Source organism: Acinetobacter sp. TG2027 (assembly GCF_000302435.1).
GTDB classification, from domain to species: Bacteria; Pseudomonadota; Gammaproteobacteria; order Pseudomonadales; family Moraxellaceae; genus Acinetobacter; species Acinetobacter pittii.
The window spans coordinates 194220-217608 of record NZ_AMJN01000048.1 but is presented as its reverse complement, the minus strand read 5'-3'; the positions used below and the strand labels follow the sequence as shown (position 1 = coordinate 217608).

The 23389-nt window shown below is 40.3% G+C and carries 23 protein-coding genes; 15 read left to right on the top strand and 8 right to left on the bottom strand.

Annotation, left to right across the window (positions count from 1 at the left end):
- Positions 1–21 precede the first annotated feature (21 nt).
- From dut to B806_RS0113910, 8 genes are all read left to right on the top strand, one after another.
- Entirely contained in the window at positions 22–474 is a 453-nt protein-coding gene (gene dut / locus B806_RS0113945; protein ID WP_002121799.1) for a dUTP diphosphatase, read from the top strand.
- 197 nt (positions 475–671) lie between these two features.
- On the top strand, positions 672–2090 hold the full coding sequence (locus B806_RS0113940) for a phosphomannomutase/phosphoglucomutase (RefSeq protein WP_005070866.1): 1419 nt from the start codon (positions 672–674) through the stop codon (positions 2088–2090).
- A 15-nt stretch (positions 2091–2105) separates the two neighbouring features.
- Positions 2106–3011: an acetylglutamate kinase gene (gene argB / locus B806_RS0113935; protein ID WP_017386717.1), complete on the top strand. Its 906-nt coding sequence runs from the start codon at positions 2106–2108 to the stop codon at positions 3009–3011.
- 122 nt (positions 3012–3133) lie between these two features.
- Positions 3134–3916 carry a GNAT family N-acetyltransferase gene (locus tag B806_RS0113930; protein WP_002121744.1) on the top strand — a complete coding sequence of 261 codons (783 nt, stop codon included), beginning with the start codon at positions 3134–3136 and terminating at the stop codon, positions 3914–3916.
- A 108-nt stretch (positions 3917–4024) separates the two neighbouring features.
- Positions 4025–4873: a class II glutamine amidotransferase gene (locus B806_RS0113925; protein WP_017386716.1), complete on the top strand. Its 849-nt coding sequence runs from the start codon at positions 4025–4027 to the stop codon at positions 4871–4873.
- A gap of 251 nt (positions 4874–5124) precedes the next feature.
- Positions 5125–5580, top strand: a complete 456-nt coding sequence (locus B806_RS0113920; RefSeq protein ID WP_002121698.1) for a bacteriohemerythrin — start codon at positions 5125–5127, stop codon at positions 5578–5580.
- Between the two features lie 153 nt (positions 5581–5733).
- A complete protein-coding gene (locus B806_RS0113915; RefSeq protein WP_029769005.1) occupies positions 5734–6801 on the top strand; it encodes a membrane protein in 1068 nt (355 codons plus the stop codon).
- Positions 6801–7115, top strand: coding sequence for an RnfH family protein (locus tag B806_RS0113910; protein ID WP_014205982.1), 315 nt, complete (start codon positions 6801–6803; stop codon positions 7113–7115). Before B806_RS0113915 ends, B806_RS0113910 begins: the two co-directional genes overlap by 1 nt.
- A gap of 64 nt (positions 7116–7179) precedes the next feature.
- Here the strand turns inward: B806_RS0113910 and B806_RS0113905 are convergent, their stop codons facing one another.
- Positions 7180–7578: an outer membrane protein assembly factor BamE gene (locus tag B806_RS0113905; protein ID WP_002121740.1), complete on the bottom strand. Its 399-nt coding sequence runs from the start codon at positions 7576–7578 to the stop codon at positions 7180–7182.
- Between the two features lie 111 nt (positions 7579–7689).
- On the opposite strand from B806_RS0113905, the gene fur reads away from it, so the two are divergent.
- The gene (gene fur / locus B806_RS0113900) at positions 7690–8127 is read left to right on the top strand and encodes a ferric iron uptake transcriptional regulator (RefSeq protein WP_002121758.1); all 438 of its coding nucleotides are present in this window, start codon (positions 7690–7692) and stop codon (positions 8125–8127) included.
- A gap of 69 nt (positions 8128–8196) precedes the next feature.
- Here fur and B806_RS0113895 read toward each other — a convergent pair whose 3' ends face one another.
- Both B806_RS0113895 and B806_RS0113890 read right to left on the bottom strand, forming a co-directional pair.
- Complete coding sequence (locus tag B806_RS0113895; RefSeq protein ID WP_017386714.1) at positions 8197–9315, bottom strand: PilT/PilU family type 4a pilus ATPase; 1119 nt, start codon at positions 9313–9315, stop codon at positions 8197–8199.
- Positions 9316–9334: 19 nt separating this feature from the next.
- Positions 9335–10372: a type IV pilus twitching motility protein PilT gene (locus B806_RS0113890; RefSeq protein ID WP_002121749.1), complete on the bottom strand. Its 1038-nt coding sequence runs from the start codon at positions 10370–10372 to the stop codon at positions 9335–9337.
- 126 nt (positions 10373–10498) lie between these two features.
- Here B806_RS0113890 and B806_RS0113885 point away from each other — a divergent pair, with 126 nt between their 5' ends.
- Positions 10499–11191, top strand: coding sequence for a YggS family pyridoxal phosphate-dependent enzyme (locus B806_RS0113885; protein ID WP_017386713.1), 693 nt, complete (start codon positions 10499–10501; stop codon positions 11189–11191).
- Positions 11192–11391: 200 nt separating this feature from the next.
- Here the strand turns inward: B806_RS0113885 and B806_RS0113875 are convergent, their stop codons facing one another.
- Positions 11392–14988, bottom strand: a complete 3597-nt coding sequence (locus B806_RS0113875; protein ID WP_017386712.1) for an AAA family ATPase — start codon at positions 14986–14988, stop codon at positions 11392–11394.
- Between the two features lie 9 nt (positions 14989–14997).
- Positions 14998–16266 (bottom strand): exonuclease SbcCD subunit D, encoded by a 1269-nt coding sequence (locus B806_RS0113870; RefSeq protein ID WP_031944601.1) that lies wholly within the window; start codon positions 16264–16266, stop codon positions 14998–15000.
- A gap of 164 nt (positions 16267–16430) precedes the next feature.
- On the opposite strand from B806_RS0113870, the gene B806_RS0113865 reads away from it, so the two are divergent.
- Entirely contained in the window at positions 16431–16904 is a 474-nt protein-coding gene (locus B806_RS0113865) for an OsmC family protein (RefSeq protein ID WP_017386710.1), read from the top strand.
- Positions 16905–16978: 74 nt separating this feature from the next.
- Here the strand turns inward: B806_RS0113865 and B806_RS0113860 are convergent, their stop codons facing one another.
- Positions 16979–17356 carry a VOC family protein gene (locus B806_RS0113860; protein WP_017386709.1) on the bottom strand — a complete coding sequence of 126 codons (378 nt, stop codon included), beginning with the start codon at positions 17354–17356 and terminating at the stop codon, positions 16979–16981.
- 380 nt (positions 17357–17736) lie between these two features.
- Between B806_RS0113860 and B806_RS0113850 the strand changes: the two genes are divergently transcribed.
- Both B806_RS0113850 and B806_RS0113845 read left to right on the top strand, forming a co-directional pair.
- Positions 17737–18189: an ABZJ_00895 family protein gene (locus B806_RS0113850; protein WP_017386708.1), complete on the top strand. Its 453-nt coding sequence runs from the start codon at positions 17737–17739 to the stop codon at positions 18187–18189.
- An 83-nt stretch (positions 18190–18272) separates the two neighbouring features.
- A complete protein-coding gene (locus B806_RS0113845; RefSeq protein WP_017386707.1) occupies positions 18273–19178 on the top strand; it encodes a TIGR01777 family oxidoreductase in 906 nt (301 codons plus the stop codon).
- On the opposite strand, the gene B806_RS0113840 is transcribed toward B806_RS0113845, so the two are convergent.
- Both B806_RS0113840 and hemB read right to left on the bottom strand, forming a co-directional pair.
- Positions 19170–20285 (bottom strand): FAD-dependent oxidoreductase, encoded by a 1116-nt coding sequence (locus B806_RS0113840; RefSeq protein ID WP_017386706.1) that lies wholly within the window; start codon positions 20283–20285, stop codon positions 19170–19172. The two genes, B806_RS0113845 and B806_RS0113840, sit on opposite strands and share 9 nt — an antisense overlap.
- A 25-nt stretch (positions 20286–20310) precedes the next feature.
- Positions 20311–21324: a porphobilinogen synthase gene (gene hemB, locus B806_RS0113835; protein WP_000222569.1), complete on the bottom strand. Its 1014-nt coding sequence runs from the start codon at positions 21322–21324 to the stop codon at positions 20311–20313.
- A gap of 142 nt (positions 21325–21466) precedes the next feature.
- On the opposite strand from hemB, the gene B806_RS0113830 reads away from it, so the two are divergent.
- Entirely contained in the window at positions 21467–21964 is a 498-nt protein-coding gene (locus B806_RS0113830) for a thioesterase family protein (RefSeq protein WP_004703260.1), read from the top strand.
- A 267-nt stretch (positions 21965–22231) separates the two neighbouring features.
- The gene (locus tag B806_RS0113825) at positions 22232–23383 is read left to right on the top strand and encodes an EmrA/EmrK family multidrug efflux transporter periplasmic adaptor subunit (RefSeq protein ID WP_017386705.1); all 1152 of its coding nucleotides are present in this window, start codon (positions 22232–22234) and stop codon (positions 23381–23383) included.
- Positions 23384–23389: the final 6 nt, after the last annotated feature.

The following is a 23389-nucleotide window of genomic DNA, read 5'->3' as shown; positions in this document are numbered from 1 at the left end:
TTTTATTTTTTAGGAAATCCCATGAAAGTTCAAGTGAAATTGCTCGATCCGCGTTTAGGTAAAGAATGGCCTTTACCTTCATATGCAACAGCAGGTTCAGCGGGTTTAGATTTACGTGCCTGTTTAGATGAAGCAATTGATATTGAACCAGGACAAACTGTTTTAGTTAAAACAGGTATGGCAATTTATATTCATGATGTAAATTTTGCTGGTTTAATTTTACCGCGTTCAGGGTTAGGTCATAAACACGGTATCGTGCTTGGCAACTTAGTTGGTTTGATTGATTCGGATTATCAAGGTGAATTGATGGTTTCAGTTTGGAACCGTGGTCAAACCACATTCCGTTTAGAACCAGGTGAGCGCTTGGCACAGTACGTTTTAGTGCCTGTCGTACAAGCTGAATTTGAGCAAGTAGAAGAATTTGAAGAAACTTTACGTGGCGCAGGTGGCTTTGGTCACACAGGTAAACAATAAGTTTTTTAAATATTAACGAAAATCAAACGCCTGTTGAACAGGCGTTTCTTTTTACATCTTGAATGTTACAAAGGATTATATTACAACACGCTTTACTCATATTCTTTTAACTTTTTTAGCAAACAAACCTTTCAAAAATTTTGAATAATCTATGTTTTTGCGATAGATCGAATTGATCTTTAAATAGAAGATACGCTATGAATGTAAGACACTCATTTCCAAAAAGTATTTTTCGTGCTTACGATATTAGAGGCAAACTTTCTTTCTTAACCACGGACGTTGTCCGTTCAATTGCCTACGGATTGGCACAACAATACAAACAAGCAAAACAAACTCAATTAGTAATTGGCTATGATGCCCGTCTCACAAGCCCAGCCTATGCACACTTAATTGAAGAAATTTTAGTAGAACAAGGTTTAAAAGTGACCAATATTGGTTGCTGTTCATCACCAATGATGTACTACATTGCTCGAGATTTTGGGGGCAATGGCATTATGGTGACCGCAAGCCATAATCCAAAATCTGACAATGGGATTAAGTGGATTTTAAAGGGTGAACCGCCGTCTCCAGAAATGATTCAGCAGGTGGGTGAAGAAGCCCAAACTTATGTACCGTCTCATTCAATTTCTGTACTTGAATTGACATTACCTCAATTTAAAGCTGAATTTTGCCAACAATACCAACAAGCTATTTTTAAAGATATTCATTTAAAACGTCCTTTAAAAGTTGTTTTAGATGGTCTGCATGGTTCAGCTGGGCATTGTTCAAAATTAATATTGGAAAAAATGGGTTGTGAAGTCATTGCTTTACGCACCAATCCAAATGGTGAGTTTCCAGATCACGCACCAGACCCTTCACATGCGGCACATTTAACTCATTTGCGTAAAGCTGTAGTTGAGCAGCAGGCGGATATCGGCATCGCTCTTGATGGCGATGGAGACCGTGTTGTTTTAGTCGATGAAAAAGCACAGATATTAACAGCAGACCGCTTATTGTCGCTTTTTGCGCAAATGTGCCTTGAGCAGCATCCAGAGCAAGAAATTGTTTTTGATGTGAAATGTTCACGTATGGTTCAAGAGACCGTCGAGAAACTCGGTGGAAAAGCAAAAATGATCCGCACGGGAAGTAGCTTCTTACGTGCTTATTTATCTCAATCGAATGGACGTGCCATTTTTGGTGGAGAATATGCAGGTCATTATGTGTTTAATGATGGCCGTGGTTTTGGCTACGACGATGGTTTATATGCTGCATTACGAGTAATGGAGTATTTTACCCAATCTGATGCCGCTACGATTTCTGAATTATTTGCTCCATATCCGGAAAGATGTTGTACAGAAGATACCTATATTGGTACTTATCAGTCTGATCCAAAGTATGTATTACAAGATATTGAGATTTTAAGTCATCGCTTAGGGGCGCGTATTAGTAAAATTGATGGCGTACGTCTTGATTTTGATGATGGTTTTGGCATTATTCGAGCATCAAATACTGGTGAATACTTTACAGTACGATTTGATGCAGATAATCCTTTACGATTAAAGGAAATCCAGCAAAAATTTGTGGATATGTTGCAAGAACACTATCCGCAAATTGCACAAGAACTTTCAGAGGCCTAAGTAAGGAGAGGCGTAATGCCACAACATCAGCATATCGGTGTCGACAAAGCAAAAATCTTGATTGAAGCTTTGCCGTATATTCAACGCTTTACTGGTAAAACGCTGGTGGTGAAATACGGTGGCAACGCAATGACTGATCCAGAGCTTGAAAGTTCATTTGCCCGAGACATCGTTTTACTTAAAACTGTAGGATTAAATCCGATTGTTGTTCACGGTGGTGGACCACAAGTGGACTCATTCTTAAAGCAGTTAGGCCGTGAATCTGACCGCATTGACGGTATGCGCGTAACTGATGCTGCAACCATGGAAGTGGTTGAAATGGTGTTGGGCGGCAGTGTAAATAAATCAATCGTTAACCTGATTAATAAACACGGTGGACGTGCGATTGGTTTAACGGGTAAAGATGGTAATTTACTTCGTGCCCGTAAATTGCTTATGGAAAAGCAAGAAGAAGATGGTTCTGTCAAACATATCGACTTGGGTATGGTTGGTGAAGTGACAGGCGTTAAAACAGATGTATTGGAAATGTTCACCCAAAGTGACTTTATTCCAGTTATTGCGCCATTAGGTGTAGATGAAGAAGGCAATACTTATAATATTAACGCTGATTTAGTTGCAGGTAAGGTTGCAGAAGCATTAGGCGCTGAAAAATTAATTTTGCTCACCAATATTAGCGGTGTGCTTGATGAAAATAAAAATCTGTTAACTGGCCTTACGACACAAGAAGTTGATCGCCTCATTGAAACAGGTGTGATCTATGGTGGTATGATTCCTAAGGTAGGCTGTGCGCTTGATGCTGTTAAAGGTGGCGTTGTGAGTGCGCATATTGTTGACGGTCGAGTGCCACATGCTACATTACTTGAGATCTTCACTGATCATGGTGTTGGAACGCTGATTTCTAACCGAACTAAAACAGCTTAAGAAATCCATTATTCTCAATAAAAAGATCACCCTAGGTGGTCTTTTTTTATACCATTTTGATTTGGTCATTTTTTTGTCATGAGCTTTGACTAGTGTAGGGGGGGGCACTAGGAGCGTTCATTATGCTGGAAAAATTTAATCAATATCGCCAAACCTGGACTTTACCTTTAAATCGTCATAAAGCAATAAATCAGACGCAATTTCGTTTTGAGTGGGTTGATAATTTAAAAGAATTACAAGATGTACAACGGTTTCGTGCACAACAATTTAGTCAACAATTCGGAATCAAGTTTGAAGATAACTTAGACCAAGATATTTACGATTTTGGTTGTGAACATGCGGTCTTGCGTGAAAAGTGGACTGGAGAAATTGTAGCGTATACGCGTCTAAAACTATTTCAAGGCCATGAAATAGCACAGAGTTATAGTGCACATGAGTTTGATATTGTTCCTCAATTATCCCATCTTCCAAATGTGTTAGAAATAGGCCGTACTTGTGTACATCCTCGCTTCCGTAATGGTAAAGCGTTATCTATGCTGTGGTTAAACCTTGCACCGAAAGTGCTATGGTCAATGCGTGCTAAATATTTAATGGGCTGTGTCAGCATTCATTTACAAGATAATTTGGCTAGAGCGTACTACACGCATCGTCAGATTCAGCAGTTACCTGAAAGTAAAACGATTGATATCCGTTCGAAAAAAATCTATGAACCTGAATATCCTGAGTTTAGCTTTCCACAAGATGAACGTATGCCAAAGCTATTCCAAATGTATTTGAGCATGCAGTCAAAACTATCAAAACAGGCTTTTTTTGATGAAGAGTTTAACTGTTTGGATTATTTTGTATTTCTCGAGGTCAATAAAGTCGCGACCTCGTTTGTAATGAATAAAATGGTGCAGCGTTAATCATATTTTCTATTTTGTAATAGCCAGCACATATTGAGATTTGCAAGCACTTTTACTCTCATGCACAATAGAGCATATGGGGTAATTAGAAGTAGTTTAAAAAGCGATATGTGCCAGCTATTAGGAATGAATTGTGCAACACCAACGGATATTACTTTTTCCTTCCGTGGTTTTTCACAACGGGCAGGAATTACCTCAGATCATAGTGATGGATTTGGCATCGCATTTTTCGAAGATAAGGCGTGCCGTTTATTCGTTGATAATCAGTCGGCAGTTGAATCTCCAATTGCTGATCTTATCCGTAATTATCCTATTAAATCACGCAACGTGATTGCACATATCCGCAAAGCTACTCAAGGCAAAATCACTTTAGAAAATTCCCATCCCTTTATTCGAGAGTTGTGGGGGCGACAGTGGATTTTTGCCCATAATGGTGATTTACATGATTTTAATCCGCCGTTAAGTGGACGTTTCACGCCAGTAGGTAATACCGATAGCGAGCGTGCTTTTTGTTATTTGCTTGATCAACTCGTTGAAGCTTTTGGTTATGAAGAACCAAGTCTTGAACAGATATTTGAAGTGTTAGAAAAGATTTCTCCACAAATTGCGGAATACGGCACATTTAACTATTGTCTATCTAATGGCAAAGCATTATTTAGTTATGCCATTACTAAATTACATTGGCTCGTTCGTGAATATCCATTTAATCATGCTCATTTAATTGACTTAGATGTTGAAGTCGATTTTAGTCAGGTAACCACCCCAGAAGACCGTGTGGCAGTAATAACAACTGAACCTTTAACACATAATGAAAATTGGACAGCGTACCAACCTGGTGAAATGATTTTATTTCAACATGGTAAACCAATTAAAAAGGCTATTACCTTTGTAGAAAGATTAAAGCGCGAACAGGAAAATCCTGAACTTAAACGTATTACGCGTGCAGATCAGTATTAATATAAAATACATTTAAAATATATGAATAAGGATATTTATATATTTTTATCATTTAATAATAAAATAGTTTGTTTAAAAAATACTTTATTATTTTAGTTGGTTAATTTTAATTTAATATTTAAAAAACAATAACTTGGGTTAATTATGATTTTTATATGCTAAAGCCGACAAATTAGGTTTGTTTTTATTTATATTCTTTAAATATATCATGCAGTTTATGCAACGATCATTAATCATCATTGGGGAGATGTATGAAAATGAAATGGGCTTCAGAATATAATACGGGTATTGATGTTATTGATGAGCAACATAAACGAATACTTGATTATATTAATGAAATTGATGATGTAAAAGATGAAGAGGATAGACGTCGTATTAAAGATGTTCTAGACAATATTATCGATTACACGCAATCACATTTTACTTTCGAAGAAAGTTTGCAAGAGGAAGCTGATTATAAATATCGTGTACCTCATAAACGTGTACATGATTTATTTATTAAAAAAATAGAGTTATATCGTGAACGTTTTGAAATGGGGCACACGATTGAAGCAGAATTACAAGAAATTTTGGCTAAATGGTTAATTAACCATATTCAACATGATGATGCCGATTATGTAGGAGCAGTAAAAGAAAATATGATGGGAATTATTAGAGAAAAAGAAAAGAAAAAAGGGAAAAACTGGTTTGCTCGGTTTTTCTCATAACCTGAAATAAAAAGAACTCATAATTTCAGTTAGCGCGGCAAACTATCGATTCGGTAGTTTGCTTTTTTTATTGAGCAAACTTTGATTTTCAAGCATGACACGGGCAAAATATCTCTAGTCTTTTTCAAGGAATGCATAATGCAGGACATACCTATGTCACGATGGTTATCGCCCCTGATGGCGTTTTGCTTATCTTTCATCATTATGGCGACATTGGCACCCACAATGGGAATCCAGATTGATCGTCAACTCGATTTCTGGTTATTGTGGTTAGGCACAATGTTGTTATTGGCACTACCAGTTTGTTATTTGGAAATTGCTTTAGCAAAACGGTCGAAGACTACAGCCTTAAATGCTTTATCAAGTTTAACTCGTGAAGCAGATAGTTCCCCAAAATGGCGTTTGGTTGGCTGGCTTGCAGTTATTTTTATTCCATTTTTAGCTGGTAATGTATTAAGTACCGCTGGCAATTTACTGACTACACAACTTAATAATAGTGTTTCAGGACAACTTGTTTTTGCTGGCCTTGCTGTTGTGGCTCTCATTTTATCTTTTATTCCACGTCAAATTTTAATTTTACTGATGACGGTTGGTGTAATTGCTTCTCTTGTTTTAGCTAACACAATGGGAACAACTTTACAGCCTTGGCACTGGACCAATGTTGAGTTTAAAGAATGGGGGAATGCGACTGTACTTGCACTTGTTGCGAGTGGATTGGGCTTAGGGCTTTACTGGCAAAATAGTGTAGGTACTGTTCAGTCGCAAGAAGGTGCAACGAAAACTGTTCTTCCAATTTGGTTAGCTCAGTTAATTGCTGTGATTGCCTTTGGTTTCTTTTCTTTACAAGCACAGCTTCCTGTTTTTACTTGGATCTTTACCGCAGTAATGACCACAGCGTTATTTGTGCAATTGGCTAGAGAGCAGCTTGCTCAGCGTCAGCTTATGCCTATTTTACAGTGGGTGATTATTGTTGTAGCGATTGCTGTTTGGGCTGTGCCTGAGCTTCATAACATCTTTACGCTGATTTTGATGCTTTGGGGATTACTCATTTGCCTGATCTATGCCATTTTTGCTGGCTGGATTATGAAAATTAGCCATTTGCGTAAATCTATGAATTTTAGCAATGAGTTGTTTTATAACTTATGGCGTATTGCAGTACGTATTGTATTGCCGCTTTCAATTGTTATTGCCATGATTGCGGTGATTGGACAAATTATCTGATGGAAAAAGCTCAGCAAGTGTGGGTTGCTTATGCAGCCCCAGAGCAACAGTTTTTAGTTGCTATTCCATTTGAAGCTGGTATGACTGCATTACAAGCAGTTGAGGCGAGTGGCTTGCAGACACAGGTCAGTTTGCCTGAGCCATTACAACTTGGCATCTTTGGTGCAAAAGTTGAAGCACATGCGATTTTGCAAGCGGGTGATCGAGTTGAGGTTTATCGCCCTTTAACGATTAACCCCAAAGATATACGACGTAAACGCGCCGAGAAAAACCCTGTGGGGCGATATATTAAAAGTAATCGCTTTAAGCAATAAGCCCCATAAACAAAACCCCTCAAAGTATTTCACTTGAGGGGTTTATTTTTATTAGAAAAAACGATTATAGTGGTGGTGCAGTTAAAATCGCTTCTTTAGAAGCAGGTAAACCTGGTTGCGATTCTGGAATAGTTTCTAAACCTTCAATTTTAGTTACTGTGCCAGTGCCATCAAAGTAAATTTTTAAATGCTGACCATGTGCTGCGGGGATTTTTGCTTTTTTAGCATAAGTTCCCGGGATATAGTTGTAAATGTAGTCCCAACGTAGAGGATTGAGGGGATCAGTCACAGTTGGACTACCAAGCAAAAAACGCACTTGCTGGAAATTCATGCCGACTTGTACTTGAGAGGCTTGAGCTTTGGTCAATGGAGTCCCTTGAGGAATATCAACCTTATATACACCAAAGATTGAACAACCAGCAAGGAGTGAAGTGACTAATAACGTCAGCACGAGTTTTTGCATTTTGCTACACTATCCCAATAAATTATGATGCATTTGATCAAAGGATAGATCATACTTCATCTAAATTCTATTGCCTATTCCAACTTGAGATTTGTTGAGAGACCTTTTTTCATGCCTATTTCCAATCAAGATTTGCGCAAAGCTGGACTTAAAGTTACCCTTCCTCGAATTAAGATTTTGGAATTATTAGAAAATTCAAAACAACATCATCTTAGCGCTGAAGATATTTACAAGACTTTGTTAGAACAAGGGGAAGATGTCGGTCTTGCGACAGTTTACCGTGTGTTAACACAATTTGAAGCTGCAGGTATCATTCAGCGCCACCATTTCGAAAATAATCATTCTGTTTTCGAAATTATGCAAGAAGATCACCACGATCATTTGGTTTGCCATAATTGCAACAAAGTTATTGAATTTACTAATGATGTTATCGAGAAAGAACAGCATGCTGTAGCTGAGCAACATGGGTTTACCTTAACGGGTCACTCATTAAACCTCTACGGTTACTGTAACGAACCTGAATGTCAGGAAGTACTGCGCAAGAAATAATCGTTTTCACACAAAGAAAACAAATAAAAAAGGAAGGTTACGTTTAACCTTCCTTTTTTTATGAAGAAATTACTGTCTGTCGAAGGTTAAATGCTGATTTGTGCCTGCAATTTGCTCAGGACCTTCTTCGGCAAGCTTAATTGTTAAACGTAAATCGTTTGGTGAGTCGGCATGTTTTAATGCATCTTTGTAGGTAATTTGTCCTGACTTATAGAGATCAAACAGTGCTTGGTCAAAAGTTTGCATACCGAGTTCACGTGAGCGTTTCATTAAATCTTTAATTTCATGAATTTCGCCTTTGCGAATATAGTCTGAAATTAGTGGTGAGTTAATGAGAATCTCAATCGCTGCACGGCGCGAATTACCATCTGGAGTCGGAATAAGTTGTTGTGCAATCATGGCCTTTAAATTAAGCGATAAATCCATGTAGAGCTGGCTATGACGGTCACTTTCAAAGAAGTGAATAATACGGTCAAGTGCTTGGTTGGCGTTGTTCGCATGCATCGTGGCTAAGACCAAGTGACCCGTTTCGGCAAAACCAATCGCATAGTCCATGACTTCACGCGTACGGATCTCACCAATCAAGATTACATCGGGTGCTTGTCGCAAAGTATTCTTTAAAGCTACTTCAAATGAATCAGTATCGATCCCGACTTCACGTTGGGTAATGATGCAGCCAGCATGTTCATGAATAAACTCGATAGGGTCTTCAATGGTAATGATGTGACCTTTAGAGTTATGGTTACGATAGCTAATCATTGAAGCCAATGATGTCGATTTACCTGTACCTGTTGCCCCTACAAAAATAATGATGCCACGTTTGGTCATCGATAAATCTTTAAGCACTGGCGGTAATTGTAAGTCGTCAATTGAAGGAATTTTGGTTTCAATTCGACGTAGTACCATGCCTGGCATGTCGCGTTGCTGAAAAGCACTTACACGAAAGCGCGCACTTTTATCACGGTTCATAATCGCAAAGTTACATTCACGAGTCTCTGCAAATTCTTTGCGTTGTTTTTCACTCATGATGGAGTGTAATAGTTGCCCGATAATTTCGCCTGAAAGACTATTTTTTGAAATGGGAACAATTTGCCCGTTAATCTTCATCGATGGTGCAACGCCATCTGTAATAAAGAGGTCGGATGATTTTTTTTCAACCATCAGGTTGAGCAGGTCATTAAAATCCATATTTATTCTCTAATTATTTTTATAGAAATGATTCAGGCTGTTTAGCAGCAGTACGAGCCGTTTGCGGGCTGATCACACCGCGAGACACCAAATTTTTTAAGCTTTGGTCGAGGGTGGTCATGCCATGATTTGCGCCAGTCTGAATAGCTGAGTACATTTGCGCGACTTTATTTTCACGAATTAAGTTACGAATAGCAGGAATACCAATCATGATTTCATGAGCTGCGACACGACCGCCGCCATTCTTTTTAAGCAGGGTTTGTGAAATTACAGCCTGCAATGATTCAGAGAGCATGGCACGAACCATGTCTTTTTCTTCGGCTGGGAATACATCAATTACACGGTCGATGGTTTTCGCAGCAGAAGTGGTGTGCAGCGTGCCAAATACCAAATGTCCTGTTTCGGCAGCAGTAAGTGCTAAACGAATAGTCTCAAGGTCACGCATCTCACCGACCAAAATAATATCTGGGTCTTCACGCAGTGCTGAACGTAGTGCCTCATTAAAGCCGTGTGTATCACGATGCACTTCACGTTGGTTGATGAGACATTTCTTAGATTGGTGTACAAATTCGATAGGGTCTTCAACCGTTAGAATGTGGTCATAACGGTTTTCGTTGATGTAGTCCATCATCGCTGCAAGTGTCGTCGATTTACCAGAACCTGTTGGACCTGTCACCAGTACAATGCCGCGTGGATAATCACAAATATCTTTAAAGATTTGACCTAAGCCTAAATCTTCCATGGTGAGTACTTTGGACGGAATCGTACGAAACACTGCACCCGCACCACGGTTTTGGTTAAATGCGTTAACACGGAAACGAGCAACGTTGGGTACTTCAAAAGAAAAGTCGGTTTCGAGTTTTTCTTCGTAGTCACGACGCTGTTTATCATTCATGATGTCGTAGACCAAACGATGAACATCTTTATGATCTAGAGCAGGTAAGTTAATGCGACGGACTTCACCATCAACGCGAATCATTGGCGGCATGCCAGCAGACAAGTGTAAATCGGACGCGCCATTTTTCACAGAGAAGGCGAGTAGCTCTGTAATATCCATAATTTCCCCAAGTAAATCAAAATATGTCATTATTTTGTAGAATAATATACGGCTTTCACCGAGGCTTACCAACACCTCGCTTTAGGTGAAAAGCAAAAAAGTTTTTTGAAAATGAGAACCTTGTCAATGAATTACCTGCAAGATGCGCGGCAGCACGTATTACAGCAAATCCAAAGTGCTTGTGAACATGCTCAACGTGCGCCTGAAACCGTACAACTTTTAGCCGTATCGAAAACACATCCAAGTGAAAGTTTGCGTGAAATGTATGCAGCAGGGCAAAGAGCATTTGGCGAAAACTATTTGCAAGAAGCTTTAGATAAAGTCGAAGCTTTACACGATTTAGACATTGAATGGCATTTCATTGGTCATGTTCAACGCAACAAGACGAAGCATTTGGCCGAGAAATTTGATTGGGTACATGGTGTAGATCGTTTAATTATTGCCGAGCGCCTATCTAACCAGCGTGGTGATGATCAATCTGCGCTTAATATTTGTTTGCAAGTGAATATTGATGGGCAAGACAGTAAAGATGGCTGTGTACCAGATGAAGTTGCCGAGTTAGTTGGTCAAATGAGTCAACTACCGAAAATCAGGTTACGTGGCTTAATGGTCATTCCAGCGCCTGACAATACTGCCGCTTTTGCAGATGCTAAAGCCTTGTTTGATGCTGTGAAAGACCAACATACGCACCCAGAAGACTGGGACACTTTAAGTATGGGAATGTCGGGTGATTTAGAAGCTGCAATTGCTGCTGGTTCAACTATGGTGCGTGTAGGAACGGCGTTGTTTGGTGCTAGAGACTATTCGCAAAAAGGGTGATGTAAGCTTTATCTTACAGAAATTTCGGCCTTTTGCGGCTATGGCAGACAATGCTTTTTTCGTATTATGAACTCATCAGGAAACAGGATGTTTCTAAGAATAACAATAAACAGTGATGAATGGATGCATACAGGTACGACAGGAGTTATACCAACGCAGAATCTAAAAAAGCCCCGACAGGATGTCGGGGCTTTTTAGTTTTAACCTACTACTTCAATGGTACTTGCACCCGCGCCGAGTGGTTTTACCTGAATTTGTACAGGAATACGTTCATGCATTTCTTGAATGTGTGAGATGAGAATGACTTGGCGTCCCTGATTTTGTAGTTGGTCTAGAGCATTCATGACCATATGTAAAGATGAGGCGTCTAAAGTACCAAATCCTTCATCAATAAACAGCGATTCAATTTTCATTGAGCCCGAGGCCATATTGGCAATCGCTAAAGACAAGGCAAGGGCAGTTAAGAACGACTCACCGCCAGACAAAGATGCAACAGAACGGGTTTCTCCATCCATGTCATGGTCAATAATCGCAAGACTTAGAGACTGATCTAGGCGTTTTAGCGTATAGCGTTGAGACAGCATTGCCAGTTGCTGGTTGGCGTGTTCAACTAAAATATCTAAGTGATATTGCTGGGCATAGTCGCGGAACTCTTTACCTTTGGCATCACCAATCAAGCCTGAAATTTTGCTCCAGCGATGTTCTTCTTGCTGAATATTTTGAATTTGCTCGGCATATTGTTGCTGTTTAGCCAGATTTTGCTGATGGACTTCAAGCTTAAGCTTGAGGCGATCACGTACTTCAAGCTGGGCTTTGAGCTCTACAATATTGTCTTGAATAAGGCTAACAAGCTTTTCATATTCAATATCTGGCTGAGTTTGTAAGTGCTCGCTCAATTGCTCTTGCATAGTTTTAAGGGCAGAAGAAGCTTCACTTAATAAACGCTCTGCATAATTAAGACGGTTACGAATGTCTTGCTCTTGGGCTGAATTAATTTGTATGAGTGCCGTAAGATCATATGCTTGAAAATCAGTATGGGCTTTTAACCAGTTTTGAATTTGCCCATCAATTTGCTGCTGGTACTCCGCAGTGTGTTGATGTTGATGCTTGAGTTGATCGAGCGCCTGTTTTTGTTGTTCAAAGTGTTGTCTGGTTTGTTCGAAACGCTGTTTAGCCTCATGATACGCCGTTTGTTGTTGCTGACGTTTGGCGTCATGCTCAATTAACCATTCATGTGGTTTAATATCGGTACGGCCTGTCATTTGCTGAATGAGCGATACCGCTTTTTCATTATTTTGTTGGCCTTTAAGCGTAATTTCTTTGAGATTTTGATCGACCTCATCAATTTGCTTGGTCATTTGCTCAAGGTTGGCAGCTAACATTTTAAGTTCTTGTTGCTGCTGTTCAAAATGCTGTGCAAGCTGTTCTTGTTGCTCAAGTTGCTTGGCGCGTGCATCAAGAATAGTCCAAGTCTGCTTAGCCGTTTGGCTACTCGACTGCTGCCATGCGTGTTGTTCAGTTTCCGATAAACACTCAACAATATGTTGAACCTGTTGTTGCCATTGCTGTGCTGTATTAAGCAAACTTTCATTACGCTGAATCGCTTGAACAAGTTTATTGTGTTGCTTAATCGCTTGGGCTAAACGCACGTTTTCTGAGTCAAATGAACTTATGGCAGTTTGTGTGGCTTGTCTGAGTTTGTTCAGTGTTAGCAAGATTTGTTCAGGAGCTTGATTAAGCTCAATCTGTAACTGATTGAGGTTAAGCGCTTGCTCAAGTTCTTGCTGTAAGTTTGTTTGTTTTGCCTGAAGTTGAGCTAGATATTTCTGAACTTGCTCAAGTTCGGCATGGCACTGAGTAAGTGCATGTTGTTGGGTTTGCCACGTATTAAATGTAGTTTGCTCGAGTACAATAGCTTGTTGCTCTTGCTGTTGCTGCAAATCGAACAAGGCCTTGGAGACTGCACTGTCATCAACACGGTAAGGGTGATGGGTACTTCCACACACTAAACATGCTTCACCTTCTTTAAGATTGGCCCGTAACTGCTCAATATTTTCGGTGTGTAGTAAACGCTGTTGTTGCAGAATGTGCTGTAACTTTTCACGTTCAGTTTTTGCTGTTTGGTAGTCTTGTTCAGCTAACTGGCAAACGGTTTTAAGCTGCTGTTCTTGGGCTGAGACTTGAGTTTGTTTTTCAGTGAATTGCTGAAGCTCAGCATATAACTCATGATAAATTTTTATTTTCTGTTGAACCAGATCTAACTGAGTGATTTGAGCAAGTTTCTGATCTTTATCTTTACGTTGCTGTTCAAGCTTTAACTCAATTTGTTCAACTGTGCCGAGTGAAGCTGTGAGTTGTTCAACTTCACTTTTAGCTTCCGATAGCTTTTGGCGAGCAAGGGTAGGGTTACCGAGCTGTTGTTCAATCGTTTGGTAATTTTGAATAAATTGCCCGAGCTGATGTAGATGTGCTGAAAGGCCCTTATCTAATACCGCATATTGCTGAGTTTGGGTAAGTTGTTGTTGTAGATAAACTTGGTTCTGCTCAAGCTGTACAATCTGCTGTTGCACAGTGTTTTGCTGTTGTTGCAATGGACTGAGTTTCTGCTCAAGTACATTTTTCTTTTCTTTGCACTTTTTATATTCATCGGCAATAAAGGCACGTTCTTGAATGGACTGTCGAACTTGATTTAAAGCTTGTTGATGCTGTTGCTCAAAATCGAGCGTTTGTTTGAGTTGTTGTTCTGCAAGTTGATACTGTTTTTGTTCCGTTTCAAAAAATTGCACCAACTCATTAAACTTGGTTTGCGCTTGCTGAATTTGCGGCTCAAGTTGTTGTAGCGTTTGTAAATTTTGAGATTGCTGAAAAACTTGTGGGCGTATTTCAGAGAAAACTTCGAGTCGTTTTAATTGCTCACGTTCAGGGGCAAGTTGCTGATGGTGATTTTGCTGGGTTTGAAACTGTTGTTGTTTAGCTTGAACTTCTTGTTCAAGTTTTGCTTTACGTTCAAACCATTGTTGTTGTTTGTCTAAAACATTTTTTTGTTGTTCTAACTGTTGATGGTTTTGCTCGGCTTGCTGATATTGTTCGGTAAAAGCCGCAATATCTTCATCAGACAAAATTTCAATGTGGCCTAAGAACTCTTCAAACTGTTTACGCTGCTTTGCAATATCGGCTGTTTTACGAAAGGCCAATTCACCGATTTTGGCGAAAATACTGGAGTTGGTTAGGTACTCGAGTAACTCACCGCGTTCGCTGTCTCTTGCTTTTAAAAATGCGGTTACTTCTGACTGGGCAAGTAATACAGCACGCGTAAACTGTTCAAAAGAAAGCTGGGTAATTTGTTTAACTTTTTCATCAACCGCTTTGGCTTTATCAGCAAGCACGACACCATCGGTTAAGCATTTTAAGTGGCGCTGTACGCTTTGTAATTTACCATTTGGGTTTTCACGTGCCCGTTTAATTTCCCAACGAGCCAAATAGCGCTTTTGATCTTGTGCGATAAAGCAAAGCTCAGCAAAACCATGTCCTGTACCACGGCGTAAGACAGTTAAAGGTGAGTTAGTGAGTAACTCAGAACCATCAACATCTTTTAATTTACCATCACTGTCTTTCAAGCGAGGCACCCGATTAAACAAAGCCAGACACATGGCATCTAAAATAGTCGATTTACCAGCACCAGTTTTTCCCACAATCGCAATGAGACCTGCATGGGCGAGAGGCGCGCTTTCAAAATCAATAAAGTGTTCATCAGAAAGAGATGCCAGATTTTTTATTCGAATGGATAAAATTTTCATGACATATCCTTAAGGTGTTGCATCATTTTCAAGATATTTTTGTGCTTCTTGTACTAGACTTAGAAAATCTTTTAAGACCGCATCATCAGCGTTGTAACCTTGTTTTTCCCAGATATTTTGAAAGAGTTTTTCTGGTGTTGGTGGTTCAAGTGCGATTTGCTGAGTGGTATTTGAATCAGCCGCATCTTTATTCACATATTGACGTGAAATACGTACTAAACGGTAGCGGTCAGACGGTAGAGCTGCTTCAAACTGCTGACGTAAATTAGGCTGTGGCGGCGTTAAACTATAATACTCAATATCGACATATTCACGGTGGTCAATATTCTCAATCACGCCGCTTGGTAAGGCTTTGAGTTGTTGCAAGACTTCATTTAATTCACCACGAATGCGGTGCAACTGTATACAACGCGGAATTTCTACAGCGTCAAATTGCAAACGGCTGTCTGCCTCCTGAGTCGGATCAACTTTGACCTCAACCACTTGGTGTTTATAGTTTATTTCACTAAAAGAAAGCGGAATTGGCGAGCCACTATAACGAATGTGTGGCTGACCTACTTTTTGTGGTTTATGTAGATGTCCTAAAGCGACATAGTCGACAGCATCTTCAAATAAAGTCGTTGAAAGTGCCTCTTCATTACCAATAATAATTGGGCGTTCAGAGTCGGATGTTTCCCCACCTTGCATATGCGCATGCGACATCAAAATAAGTGCTTGGTCTGGTGTCTTGCGACGTTTGGCTTCTGCTATGAGTTGCTGGTGCAAATAGGCAATTGCGTTTTTGCTATTGGTGGTATGTTCGTTAAAACCCGTAATTTCGGCCGAACGTAAAAAAGGCAGGGCAAGGCACCACGCCACAATATCCTGATTTTGATTATAAATAGGCAAAAGTAGTCGATCGAGATCTAGAGTTTTATCTTCATTCCAGCGAACCACGCCCACGGTTTTTGCATTGTATTTTTCTAAAAGTGGTTCGACCTGTTCAATACGGTAGCCTGAGTCATGATTGCCCGCAATCATGAGTGTTTGCATGTGCGGTGCAATGCGATGTGCATCTGCTAAAAATTGGTAGAGTTGTTTTTGTGCTTGTGAACCCGGGTTAATGACATCAAAAATATCGCCAGCAATAAGCAGGGCATGCGGTTGTTTTTCTTGAATTTGAGTGAGCAACCAGCTTAAAAATTGTTGGTGTTCGTAGTGTCGTGAATGATTATAAAAAAACTGCCCCAAATGCCAGTCAGAAGTATGTAGAAAATGTACGGACATAGAAACAGACATCAAGCCAAAATAAACACAGATACGTTAGCATAAATTGGCAGGAGATTTTATCAAGACATTTTAAAGTGCTCGTTATTTAAGCCCAAAGTAAAACTTGAATTAAATTTTTCACTTTAAACTCTGCTTTGTTACTATCAGGTCAAACCATGAACTTTGAGAACAAAATGACCATTCATGAATACGAAGTAAAAATACAGTGGGAAGGCAATACAGGAACTGGCACTTCTTCTTATCGTTCATATAAAAGAGACTTTAGTATTCAACATCCGCAAAAGGCCACGATTCAAGGCTCATCAGACCCAGCCTATTTAGGTGATGTGACCAGATGGAACCCAGAAGATTTATTGGTTGCATCAGCTTCAGCTTGTCATAAGCTTTGGTATTTACACCTATGTGCAGTCAATCATATTCATGTGCTGAGTTATGTCGATCATGCACTGGGATTTATGGAAGATACAGATCCGGTCAAACGTGGTCATTTTACCCAAATTATTTTAAGGCCCGAGGTTGTTTTAGAAAAAGGTGCTGACCAAGAGCTTGCAGCAAAACTGCATGAAGAAGCACATCACGAATGTATGATTGCCAATTCGGTGAATTTTCCAATTACATGTGAAGCCAGCTTCAGCTTTGCTGAATAATTCATATGAAATAGCCACCGATAAAAAGGCGGTGGCTATAAATTAAAAATAATTAAAGTCGTTAAATAAGATCTTTAAGCTGCATTTTCATCGACTTGAAAAATACCAAAAACGTTGTGGTCTAAATCGACAAAATAGCCATGCCAAGCGCGGCCCGGAATAGCGAATTTATCCATCGCGATAATGCCACCTTGCTCTAAAATCTTTGCAGCCACTTCATCGAAGTTTTCGACCTGAACCGAGCAGGTAAATGCATTGGTGCCATATTCCATTGGCGGTGTTTGAGCGGGGCGTTTTAATAGTCCACCCATAATTGAAGATGTCTCTATGCGATAATATTCAATCGGTAAGGTTTCATCGAGTTTAAATTGCCAACCAAACACAGCTTGATAAAACTGCGCATCGCGGGCAGGGTTTGAAGACTGGATTTCAAAATAGGCAATAGTGTTCATATTATTTAAATCATATTTTTATGGTGCAAAAAGTATACGCATAGCCTTTATCGCCACGAAAGCACTATTGTGTATGGTGAGCGTAAAATAAATGAAAGTGCTAGAAAATAAAAACCGACGATTCGAGTGATGAGAGAATCGTCGGTCAAAAACTTCATCAAGGGTTTCGGCTGCTAACAAAACCTAATCCGAAGGAAGGAAAGAGTCGTAATGAAAGGTCACCGAAACAATTTTGCGGATGCCGTGCAAAGGAAGTATTCGGTTGCTGCGACCTTGTTACCCTATATAACGTCAAGAGATCAGGATTGGTTGACAGAAAAATGAAAAAAAATCGAAAAAAATTTATAATTATTTTTTGAACCCATAAATTAGGCAAAAATATGACCAAATTACGTTCTTACTTTCTCTGGTTTTTTGGTTTATGCATCGTGCTCACCTTAATTGTAGGTGTGGTTGCAGCACTATTACCAGCGAGTGTAGGCGGTATTTTAACAGCCGTTCCATATTTAGGCGCAATGATTTTTGTCTTATTTAAATTCTTAAAGAAAGAACGCCGTGCCCCGACCGTACCAGAAAAAAAGAAATTTACTTTAGGTTTTACCTTGATTTTTTGGGGCTACAACTTATGTGGTGTTTTATTTGGCCTGTTTTTATTTGCTAGAAAAGACCCTGAAATTTTGCAAAACTTTATGCTTTACCTCAAACAACCTCAGTTTTTAAGCATTATGGTGATTATGCTTTTAATGTTAGCTATTCCACTTTATTTAATTACCTACTGGTTTTATGGCAAACAAGCACAGCGAATGGCTGACAAAATGTTTAACGTGCAATAGATCACTACGAAAACTCATACGATTAAATATAAATGAGTCTTATACAATTAAATAAAACTTGAATCCTCAGCTTAGGAGGAAATATGAATAAGAATGTATTAATTACAGGTGCAAGTGGTTTTATCGGAACGCATTTAATTAAGTTCCTCTTACAGAAAAATTATAACGTGATTGCTGTGACACGGCAGGCTGGAAAGGCATCTGACCATCCTGCCTTGCAGTGGGTGCAAAAGTTTGAAGATATTTCGACCCGACAAATTGATTATGTGGTGAATTTGGCAGGTGCAAATATTGGCGAGAAACGCTGGACCGAGTCACGTAAAAAACAGCTCATTGAAAGCCGTGTAAATACGACCCGAAAACTGTATGCATGGCTCAAGCAATCTCAAATTTTTCCTGAAGTAATTGTGTCTGGTTCGGCCATTGGCTATTACGGAATAGATGATCAAGAAAAGTGGGCAGAAGTTTGTACTGAACAAAGCCCGCCACAGCCTATTTTTATGTCCGAGCTTTGCCAAGAGTGGGAGCGAGCAGCTTTAGCAGATTCTCAACAAAATACTAAAATTATTCGCTTAGGTGTGGTGTTTGGGCAGGGCGGTGGCATTTTGCCTAAAATGTTGCTTCCTATTCGACTCAATTTAGTCGGTCAAATTGGTCATGGCCGTCAGCCTGTGGTTTGGGTACATATTGAAGACGTATTAAACGCAATTGAGTTTATATTTAAGCATCCTCAATCAGCTCAAATTCACAATGTCGTAGCGCCAGAAAATGTGACTCAAAAAGCTTTTGTTGAACAAGCAGCAGAGGTTTTGAATAAGAAACCATTGTTGTCATCACCAAGCACGGTTTTTCGCTGTTTGTTGGGGGAACAGTCTCAATTGATCTTAAATGGTCAGTACGTCAAACCCGCAGCCTTACAAACTGAAGGATTTGAGTTTGCTTATCCTCAGTTAAAAATGGCTTTAGAGAATATACTCGCCTCAGGCTAAGATTTTATTTTGCAAACGCTCTGGCGAATATGCTTTGGCATCAACTAATGTTGGTTGACCCAGCATAAGCTGACGGAGCAATTGTGCAGAACCTGCACCCATGCATAAACCATTTCTAAAATGACCAAAGTTTGCCCACAGGTTATCCATTTCAGGCATTTTGCCAATGTACGGAACGCCATTCGGTGAACTTGGTCTGAGGCCTGCCCAGCGCTGTACAATCGGGAAATCGGCCAGTTCAGGCACCATTTCTAAACATGCTTCTAAAATATTGTGCTGCGTAGTTTCATCGGTAGAGGTGTCAAAACCACGATGTGCCATGCTTGACCCGCACACGATATGACCGTCCATACGTGGAATCAGATACATCACTCGATTCATACACATGGTCGGTAGCCAGTGAGCAGGGGTTTTAAATAACAGCATTTGACCTTGAACAGGTTCGACTGGAATGTCGAGTTGTAATTGTGAGTTCCAGTAATGGCTCCAAGCGCCCGAAGTTATTACAAAATGGTCTGCTGTATGTTTGCGACCATCTTCGGTTTGGAGCGCTTGTATGGCATCACCTTTTTGAATCAGTTTTTTAACAGGAGTGTTTTCAAAAAATTCAACATTCGGATGTTGTTTTAAATAGCTAATCAGAGACTGTAAAACGCGTGGATTACGAATATTAGACAGTTCAGGGAAATAAATCGCTTCTTGAAACTGTTCGGAAATATGCGGGTTGACTTGCTCTAAAGCATCTCTTTGTAGATATTCACAGCGCTGCATCGGTTCTTGATGTTGATTTGCATAGGAAAGCCCGACGTCAAAATCTTCTTCATCAAAAATTAGCATGCCTGTGTCATGAATTTCAAAATCAATCCCTGTAATAGGGTAGAGCTTTTGGTTCCATGCTTGATAAGAGGCTTTGCCAAATTGGGCAAGTTGGTTCACTGCATGCACATAGCGCCACGGGTACATCGGAGAGAGAATGCCTCCACCAGCCCAAGAGGCTGCTTGTCCCGCTTGTTGTTGATCAAAAATGCTGATGGTACAGCCTTGTTCAACCAACTCCAGCGCAGACATTAATCCACTTATGCCCGCGCCAATAATTGCAATATGCATGCAGTGTTATCCTTTCTCTGCGAACTTAGTTCATTTCCTTGAGTTTTTCAGCAGCGGTTTCTGCAAAGTAAGTCCAGATTCCGTCTGCACCTGCGCGGCGGCAGCACATGAGTGATTCTAAAATGACTGAGTCTGATAACCAGCCATTTTGAATTGCGCCCGCTAACATCGCGTATTCGCCACTCACTTGGTAAATGAATGTCGGAATACCAAAGGTATCTTTTACTTCACGTACCACATCCAGATATGGCATGCCCGGTTTTACAATCACCATGTCGGCGCCTTCTTGAATATCAAGCGCGATTTCATGTAATGCTTCGGCACGGTTGGCAAAGTCCATCTGGTAGTTATATTTATTACCACCTTTTAGGTTGGATGCAGAGCCAACAGCATCACGGAACGGACCATAGAAGCTAGACGCATATTTCGCAGAGTAGGCCATGATATTGGTGTAGATGTGACCATTGGCTTCTAAAGCCTGACGAATCGCGCCAATGCGGCCATCCATCATGTCACTTGGAGCAATCACTTCGGCACCTGCTTCTGCGTGACTTAAGGCTTGTTTAATCAAGCATTCTACAGTCTCATCGTTTAGCACATAGCCAGTTTCATCAATAATGCCGTCTTGACCATGCGTGGTGTATGGGTCGAGGGCACCATCAGTAATTAGTACCATTTCTGGTAATTCTTTTTTAAGCAAACGGCAGGTGGTTTGAACTAAACCATCTTCACGCCATGCAGCTTCTGCGGTGAGGCTTTTATCTTCTTGAGGGGTAACTGGAAAAAGAGCCAGTTTTGATACGCCTAATTCCAGAAGTCTTTCAGCTTTTTTCAGTAACAAATCTGCCGACAAACGCTGAATGTTTGGCATACTTGGAATATCTTGGGTCTGATTTTGTCCCGGTAATACAAATACTGGATAAATCAAGTGATTGGTAGTGAGCTGTGTTTCGCTGACCATCGCACGCAACTGGTCATTTTTACGGATACGGCGCATGCGAGTGGCTGGAAATGCAGGACGATTGAACGTATAAGTCATAACAATCTCGATGTTCGGTATTACACTAGGATAGGTTGGCGGATATTCCATTACTGTCAACCGACTGCTGTATTGTAGCCCCATAATGCTGGATTTGTACAAAATTATGGGTGTTTATCATGCTCTTAAATTTAGGCAATGTATGAGTGATGAAAAGAAAAATTGGACTGGGAACATCCATTTAGGTGCAAAAACTGACCTAACTGTGGTTCTCAACCAATTATGTAAGGCGTTTAATAGCTCTCCTTTTTTTAAGCATAGTGGAATGATTATGCGTGTGGTGGACGGGCACATTGAAGGCTATATCGAGATGCAACCCAACCTGATTGGCAATTTGGCATTTCAGATTTTGCATGGTGGTGTTGCTGCAACTTTGCTCGATAGTATTGGTGGAATTGTGGCAATGGAACACCTATATCGCCGTTCAACTCCCGAAACTTTAACTGAAACCATTAAGCAAGTGTCGCGTTTGGCAACAGTCGACATGCGTGTAGATTATTTAGCACCGGGGCGTGGTAAATATTTTATTGCACGTGCCGAAGTATTACGTTTAGGTCGTAAGGGCTGCACCATGCGCATGACCATGGTCAATGATGAAGATAAAGCGATTGCTGCCGGCATTGCTTCATATGCCTATTAAGCAATGAATTGAACCCTTTGAAAGCGCCAAGTGCGCTTTTTTTAGTGTATAAAAAGCAGAAATTTTTACAAAAACTTTGAGATAAACATTAATTTAATTAGAACGAACGCATGAGTTATAAATTTTTATTCTCATATTATGAGGTTTTAGCGTTAAAATTAGCTCCTTTGACAATGCGGTATGTCTTGTTTATAGAAAAATAAAAACTCTATAACAAGGTGTAGTGCGAGATTGATGGCAAAGCCAACTCATCTTTAGGAACATACCATGACTGATGCACAAAGCAATGTACAAGAAACAGTGCCAACAACATCTGCCTCGGATGATAACAATCAAAACAAGCGCAAAAAATTTCTTGGTTTTTTTGCGCTGATTTTATTGATCGCCGCTATTTTGTATGCAATCTGGGCATTATTTTTAAATAATTCCGTGAGTACGGATAATGCCTATGTCGGTGCAGAAACCGCGCAAATTACTTCAATGGTGAGCGGACAGGTCGCTCAGGTTGTCGTAAAAGATACCCAAACGGTACATCGTGGTGACGTGCTGGTTCGTATTGATGACCGTGATGCCAAAATTGCATTGGCCCAAGCTGAGGCAGAACTTGCCAAAGCAAAACGCCAATACAAACAAACTGCGGCAAACAGTAGTTCTTTAAACTCCCAAGTTGTGGTTCGTGCTGACGAAATTAACAGTGCCAAAGCACAAGTTGCACAGGCACAGGCCGACTACGATAAAGCTGCTTTAGAGTTAAACCGCCGTGCACAGCTTGCTGCCTCTGGTGCAGTGTCTAAAGAAGAACTCACTAAGGCACAAAGTGCAGTTGAAACAGCCAAAGCAGGGCTAGAGCTTGCTAAAGCTGGTTTAGCGCAAGCCTCTTCGAGCCGTAAAGCTGCTGAAAGTACCTTAGCTGCAAATGAAGCGTTAATTCAGGGTGTAAGCGAAACTTCGACACCTGATGTACAAGTTGCACAAGCACATGTTGAACAAACTCAGCTTGATTTGGAACGTACCGTGATTCGTGCACCAGTTGATGGAGTAGTTACGCGTCGTAATATTCAAGTGGGTCAACGTGTTGCGCCGGGCACCAGCATGATGATGATTGTGCCGCTCAATGATTTATATGTAGATGCGAACTTTAAAGAAAGTCAGTTGAAAAAAGTCCGTCCGGGTCAGGAAGTCACGCTGACTTCAGATTTATATGGTGATGACGTTGAATATCACGGCAAAGTGATGGGCTTCTCTGGTGGTACAGGCTCTGCCTTTGCCTTAATTCCGGCTCAAAACGCAACAGGAAACTGGATTAAAGTGGTTCAACGCTTACCGGTTCGTATTGCACTTGACCCAAAAGAACTTGCTGAACACCCACTACGTGTTGGCTTGTCGATGGAAGCAAAAGTCGACTTATCTGCGAAGTAAACGCTT